This window comes from Tepidimonas sp. (genome assembly GCF_036824975.1).
GTDB lineage: Bacteria > Pseudomonadota > Gammaproteobacteria > Burkholderiales > Burkholderiaceae_C > Tepidimonas.
The window spans coordinates 21834-27833 of sequence record NZ_DAISZC010000020.1 but is presented as its reverse complement, the minus strand read 5'-3'; the positions used below and the strand labels follow the sequence as shown (position 1 = coordinate 27833).

Annotated in this window: 9 protein-coding genes; 1 reads left to right on the top strand and 8 read right to left on the bottom strand. The window is 68.9% G+C overall.

Annotation, left to right across the window (positions count from 1 at the left end; all coding sequences use genetic code 11):
- From V7Z54_RS04035 to V7Z54_RS04020, 4 genes are all read right to left on the bottom strand, one after another.
- On the bottom strand, nucleotides 1-136 hold a 136-nt coding region (locus V7Z54_RS04035), incomplete at its 3' end, for a ubiquinol-cytochrome c reductase iron-sulfur subunit N-terminal domain-containing protein (protein WP_334134537.1).
- A 206-nt stretch (nucleotides 137-342) separates the two neighbouring features.
- Complete coding sequence (gene pdxA / locus V7Z54_RS04030; protein ID WP_334134531.1) at nucleotides 343-1407, bottom strand: 4-hydroxythreonine-4-phosphate dehydrogenase PdxA; 1065 nt, start codon at nucleotides 1405-1407, stop codon at nucleotides 343-345.
- 34 nt (nucleotides 1408-1441) lie between these two features.
- Nucleotides 1442-2233, bottom strand: coding sequence for a Nif3-like dinuclear metal center hexameric protein (locus V7Z54_RS04025; protein WP_334134529.1), 792 nt, complete (start codon nucleotides 2231-2233; stop codon nucleotides 1442-1444).
- A gap of 44 nt (nucleotides 2234-2277) precedes the next feature.
- A complete protein-coding gene (locus V7Z54_RS04020) occupies nucleotides 2278-2424 on the bottom strand; it encodes a DUF3149 domain-containing protein (protein ID WP_334134527.1) in 147 nt (48 codons plus the stop codon).
- Between the two features lie 159 nt (nucleotides 2425-2583).
- Here V7Z54_RS04020 and V7Z54_RS04015 point away from each other — a divergent pair, with 159 nt between their 5' ends.
- A complete protein-coding gene (locus V7Z54_RS04015; protein ID WP_334134525.1) occupies nucleotides 2584-3732 on the top strand; it encodes a S1C family serine protease in 1149 nt (382 codons plus the stop codon).
- A 40-nt stretch (nucleotides 3733-3772) separates the two neighbouring features.
- Here V7Z54_RS04015 and tatC read toward each other — a convergent pair whose 3' ends face one another.
- The 4 genes from tatC to V7Z54_RS03995 form a co-directional block, all read right to left on the bottom strand.
- Complete coding sequence (gene tatC, locus V7Z54_RS04010) at nucleotides 3773-4576, bottom strand: twin-arginine translocase subunit TatC (RefSeq protein ID WP_334134523.1); 804 nt, start codon at nucleotides 4574-4576, stop codon at nucleotides 3773-3775.
- Nucleotides 4577-4579: 3 nt separating this feature from the next.
- Nucleotides 4580-5071 (bottom strand): Sec-independent protein translocase protein TatB, encoded by a 492-nt coding sequence (gene tatB / locus V7Z54_RS04005; protein WP_334134522.1) that lies wholly within the window; start codon nucleotides 5069-5071, stop codon nucleotides 4580-4582.
- A gap of 15 nt (nucleotides 5072-5086) precedes the next feature.
- A complete protein-coding gene (gene tatA / locus V7Z54_RS04000) occupies nucleotides 5087-5323 on the bottom strand; it encodes a Sec-independent protein translocase subunit TatA (RefSeq protein WP_334134521.1) in 237 nt (78 codons plus the stop codon).
- 238 nt (nucleotides 5324-5561) lie between these two features.
- Nucleotides 5562-5921 carry a histidine triad nucleotide-binding protein gene (locus V7Z54_RS03995; protein WP_334134520.1) on the bottom strand — a complete coding sequence of 120 codons (360 nt, stop codon included), beginning with the start codon at nucleotides 5919-5921 and terminating at the stop codon, nucleotides 5562-5564.
- Between the last annotated feature and the right edge of the window lie 79 nt (nucleotides 5922-6000).

Sequence of the window (6000 nt, the reverse complement as noted above, 5' to 3'; positions counted from 1 at the left end):
CGGCCGCCTTGGCCCGCTCGGACGGCGCGAACGAACTGACGAAGGGAACGGCGACCGCGGCCGCCCCTGCGCCACCCACGGCGCACGAGGTGATCAGCCAGGTCCGGCGCTCTTGATTGACGGTGGCTTCGCTCATAGAGGGACCCTTCCTGTGCAACGAACGCAAACGAAATGGCGCTGGTCACCGGCGGCCTGCGCCCTGAACCACCGACCATTGTATCGGATGACCGAGGGTTGACCCGGATGGGCAAAGCGTAAGCCCGCCCCCGGCAGCCCCCCGACGGGACGGTAGCTGCCGCGGCGCAACGCGCCCATCGCCGTCGGATGCGGCATGCGCGGCGCTCACTGCGGCACGGCAACCGGTGCCGGTGGCTGCACAGCCTGCAGTGCCGCGTCGATGGCGGCCATCAGGCTCGACGGGTCGGCCACCCCCCGCCCGGCGATGTCGAAGGCGGTGCCGTGATCGGGGCTGGTGCGCACGAAGGGCAAACCCAGCGTGGTGTTGATGCCGTGCGCCAGGCCCAGATATTTGACCGGGATCAAACCCTGGTCGTGGTACATGGCGATGACCACGTCGAACGCCCCCTCACGCGCGCGCAGGAACACCGTGTCGGGCGGGTGCGGGCCGCTGACGTCCCAGCCCGCGGCGCGCGCGCGCTCGACGGCGGGCGCGATGTGCTCGATGTCCTCGCGTCCGAACAGCCCGCCCTCGCCGGCGTGCGGGTTGAGGCCGGCCACCGCGATGCGGCAGCGCGGCCAGCGCAGGCGCTGCGTGAAATGGGCGTGGGTGATGCGCAGCGTCTCCCACACCGCCTCGGTGGTGACGGCCTCGATGGCTTGGCGCAGCGGCACATGGATCGACACCAACACGGTGCGCAGCTCGGGGCTGCTGAGCATCATGCGCACCGGCAGCTCGGCAGGCGTGCACCCCAGGTGGCGTGCGGCCACGGCCTGCAGCAGCTCGGTATGCCCTGGGTACGGCAGCCCGGCTGCCGCCAGCGCCTCCTTGTGCAGGGGGGCCGTCACCACCGCGGCCACTTCGCCCCGCAACGCCGCTTCGGCGGCGAGCTCGACCGCGTCGGCAGCGGCGCGCCCGGCCGCTGCGTCGATGGTGCCAAAAGGCGGCAGGCGCTGCAGACGCACCGCCGGCCACACGGGCACGCAGCGCGGTGGCACCGTTGCCGCCTGCGCCGGGCCGGACAGCTCGGCCATCGGCAACAGGCCGCCCGTTGCGCGCGCCGCGCGGCGCAGCGCCGCCAAGTCGCCGATGACGACGCAGCGTGACGACCACTCGGGCCGACGGCGGAACACCTCCACCACGATTTCGGGACCGATGCCGGCGGCGTCGCCCATCGTGATGGCCACGGGGGCAGCGGAGCACAGGCGATCGACAGATCGGTGGGACATGAGGGAAAGCGGAGCGACTGGCCGCAGCGTATCGTTACGCCGGATTGTCGATATCGATGAAACGGTGCGCCAGCCCCAGCTCCTCGGCCAAGCGTGCCCCCACGGCCGCTGCGCCGTAGCGTTCGGTGGCGTGATGCCCAGCGGCCAAAAAGGCCACCCCACTTTCGCGCGCCAGGTGCGCCTGCGGCTCGGAGATTTCACCGGTCAGAAAGGCATCGACGCCGGCGGCGATGGCCGCCTCGAAGTACCCCTGGGCGCCCCCGCTGCACCAGCCGATGCGCCGGATCGGACGGCCGTCGCCGGGCACCACGGTCACGTTGCGGCCCAGCACCGTCTGCACCAAGGACACCAGCTCGGCCAGCGACGCCACCGGACTGCGGCCGGCAAACCCGAGCTGCTGCTCGCCAAAGCGCTGCCAGCCGTCGCCGTCGGGCGCAAAGCCCAGCCGACGCCCCAGCTGCGCGTTATTGCCCAGCTGCGGGTGCGCATCCAGCGGCAGGTGGTAGGCCAGCAGGTTGACGTCGTGACCCAGCAGGCGCTGAAGGCGCTGCTTCATCCATCCGGTGACGGTGCCCTTCTGGCCCCGCCAGAACAGGCCATGGTGCACCAGAATCGCATCGGCACCGTCGGCGATGGCAGCTTCGATCAGCGCCAGGCTGGCCGTGACCCCGCTGACCAGGCGCCGCACCCGCGCCCGACCCTCGACCTGCAGGCCATTGGGCCCGTAGTCCTGGAAGCGCCCGGGCTCCAGCCAGGTATCCAGCGTGGCCAGCAGCGTCTCGCGCGCCACGCCATCGCCACTGTGCTGCCTCTGCAATACCGCCATGGGCGGCATTGTCGCACCAGCGGCGGCCGTGCGCGGTCAGCGGGTCACGATTCGCCCGCGGAACGTTGTGATTCGTTCATCTTGCGGCTGAAAAAACGCCAGTACCATCCGGCCATCGCGATGATGAAGACGATCACCCCCAGGCTCATGAGGCCGTAATCGGTCGAAAAAAGGTCCACAATCGCTTTCATGGGTGGCTGCTCCAGGGTCGTCGAACGCCATCATTGAAGCGGCAAACACCGCTGTCGTCTTTGACCCATATCAATCTTAACGCGGACTGGGTCATCGGTGGCGTCCGCTCCATTGCCGACGCCGCCGGGTGACTCCAGCCGCGCCCAACATGAATTCGCATGAAGCGCTACTGGCTGCTGTTTTCCCAGACCGTCACCGTGCTGCTGGCGCTGTGGTTCGTGGTGGCGACACTGAAGCCGCATTGGCTGGCCCGGCGTCCGGCCCTATCCGGGCTGGTGCCGGTGCTCGAGGTCAGCCCCGACGTGCGCGGCGGCGCGGTGGCGGCCAACAGCCTTAGCCAGGCCGCCAAGGCCGCCGCGCCGGCGGTGGTCAGCATCCGTGCCAGCAAGACGACGCCCAATCCCCACGCCGACGAGCCGTGGTTTCGCGACCTGTTTGGCAACGACGCCGACGACCTCGTCCCCCAGACCGGTCTGGGTTCGGGGGTGATCGTCAGTCCACAGGGCTACATCCTCACCAACAACCACGTGATCGAAGGTGCGGACGACATCATGGTGCAGCTCAGTGACGGGCGGCAGGCCCCGGCGCGGGTGATCGGCACCGATCCGGACACCGACTTGGCGGTGCTGCGCATCGACCTGCCCGACCTGCCGGTGATCGTGCTCGGGCGCTCGGAGTCGCTGGAAATCGGCGACCGGGTGCTGGCGATCGGCAACCCGTTCGGGGTCGGCCAGACGGTGACCGCTGGCATCGTCAGCGCCCTGGGCCGCACCCACCTGGGGCTCAATACGTTTGAGAACTTCATCCAGACCGACGCCGCCATCAACCCAGGCAACTCAGGCGGCGCGCTGGTCGACGCCGAAGGCCACCTGGTCGGTATCAACACCGCCATCTATTCGCGCTCGGGCGGCTCAATGGGCATCGGCTTTGCCATTCCGATGGCCACCGCCCGCGACGTCATGGAGGCCATCGTGCGCGACGGCGCGGTCACGCGCGGCTGGATCGGCGTGGAGCCACAGGAGCTCAGCCCCGAGCTGGCCGAACACTTCGGGGTGCCGCGCGCCCGCGGCGTGATCGTCACCGGGGTGCTCAAAGGCGGACCCGCCGATCAGGCCGGCATCCGCCCGGGTGACGTGATCACCCGCGTGGACGACACGCCCGTGCGGGACGTACAGGGACTGCTGGCGGCGGTGGCGGCGCTGCGCCCGGGCCAGCCGGCGAGCCTCGAAATCCAGCGCCGCGACGGCACGCAGCGCCTGACGGTAGTGCCGGGCCGCCGCCCCAATCCACAGCATCTGGCGCGCTAAGCCGCCGCGCGCGTGCCGATCGGCGTCGGATGGCGGCGCGTCAACGCCCGTCGGCCGCGCCCCCTTCGGACGCCTCGGCGTCGGGCGCGCGGGTGGCGCGCACGAACCAGCGCGCGCCGATGATGCCCAGCTCGTACAGCAGGCACATCGGCACCGCCAGCGCGACCTGCGAAATCACGTCCGGCGGCGTGACGATGGCGGCGATGATGAAGGCCACCACGATGAAGTAGCCGCGAAACGACTTGAGCTTGTCGATGCTGACCATGTCGAAGCGCACCAGCAGCATCACCACCACCGGCACCTGGAAGGCCAACCCAAAAGCCAGGTACAGCGACAAGATGGCCTCGACGTACGAGGCGATGTCGGGCGTGGCGTTGACGCTGGCCGGTGTCACGCCCTGGATAAACGCAAACATCTTGTCCAGCACGAAAAACTGCACGAATGCGATGCCCAGATAGGCCAGCGCGCTGCCAATGACGATCAGCGGCAGCGCGAAGCGTTTTTCGTGGCTGTACAGGCCGGGCGCGACAAATGCCCAGATTTGGTAGATGACCCAGGGCAGCGCCATCAGCAGCCCGGCCATCATCAGCACCTTCAGCGGCACGAAAAACGGCGTGAACACCCCGACGGCGATGAGGCGCGCATCGGGCGGCATGTGCGCGCGGATGGGCTGGGCGATGAAGTCGATTAGACCGCTGGGGCCGGGCCAGATGGCCAGCAGCGCCATGCATACCCCCACCCCGGCCAGCGCGTACAGAATGCGGTCGCGCAGCTCCATCAGGTGCGCGACGAAAGGCTGCTCGGTGCCAGCCAGTTCGTCGGCTGGGTCACGGGGATCGGACATGGTTCAACGCGAAGGGAGTTTGGGGCGGTAGCGCGCCACCCGCGCCGCCCCGGACAGGGCCCGGCTCCGCAAGCCCGCGCGGGCCTTGTACCACTGCGGAATGGCCTGACGCTTGAGGCGGAAGTTCTTTTTCGGCCGGCGGTATTGCGGGTACAGCGGCGTGCCGATCGACGACAGGTCGGGGGCCGGCGCCGAGGCGGTGCTGCCGGGCAGCCCCGCCGTCACTTCCGACCATTCGCGCTCGAAGTCGGCCGCCGCCGACCCGACCTGCGACTCGACCTCGCGCGCGGTGCGCTCGACCGACTCCTTCATGCGCTTGAGCTCTTCGAGCTCGATGGTGCGGTTGACCTCAGCCTTGACCTCGGCGACGTACCGCTGCGCGCGCCCGAGCAGGGCACCCACCGTGCGGGCTACCCGCGGCAGCCGCTCGGGGCCAATGACCACCAGCGCCACTACCCCGATCAGGGCCAGCTTGGAGATTCCCAGGTCGATCATGCCGGCAAACGGCGCTTACGACTTGGTCTTGGCGTCGACGTCGATGGTGGTCTTTTCGGCCGCCTTGTCGGCGGTCACCTGCGGCGTGGCAGCCGTGGTGGATTCAGACGACCCGCCATGGGCCATGCCGTCCTTGAAGCCCTTGACCGCCGCGCCCAGGTCAGACCCCAGGTTCTTCAGCTTCTTGGTGCCGAACACCAGCACGACGATCAGCAAAACGACCAGCCAGTGCCAAATGGAAAAACTGCCCATGCTTGACTCCAACGACGGGGCAGACGGCCCCGATACCGATATTTGATTCTACGCAGCACCGCCGGTTCGCGGCGAACGGCGACACGGGCCGCATTGTGCCGCAAAGTGCCGGCAGGGGTATGACGCACCGACAACGCCCGCCGGGCCCGGCACGCCGTCGCAGCGCCACTGGCCACACCGCTGTTGCCACGGATGGGTGCGCCCCATTCGAGGGCCATCCCGCGGCTTGCCCGCGGTCTTACCCCTTGCGCCACGGTCGCGGACCGCCGATGACGTGCACGTGCAGGTGGTGCACCTCCTGCCCGCCGTGTTCGCCGGTGTTGCAGACGATGCGAAAGCCCCCTTGCGGATAGGGCAGGCAGCCCTGCTCCAGCGCCAGGCGGGGCGCCAGCACCATCAGCCGCCCCATCAGACGCTCGTGCTCCGGGGTCAGCTGCGCCATCGACGGAATGTGCGCCTTGGGCACGAGCAGAAAATGCACCGGCGCCCACGGGTGGATGTCGTGGAAGGCGTACAGGTCATCGTCCTCATACACCTTGCGGCTCGGAATCTGGCCGGCAATGATTTTGCAGAAAATGCAGTTAGGGTCAACAGACATGACGACTCCGGGACGGAAAAACAAGCGGGCAGTAGCCTTGGGGCGGGCGTCTGAGACCACGCGGTCGCCGGCCTGGCTC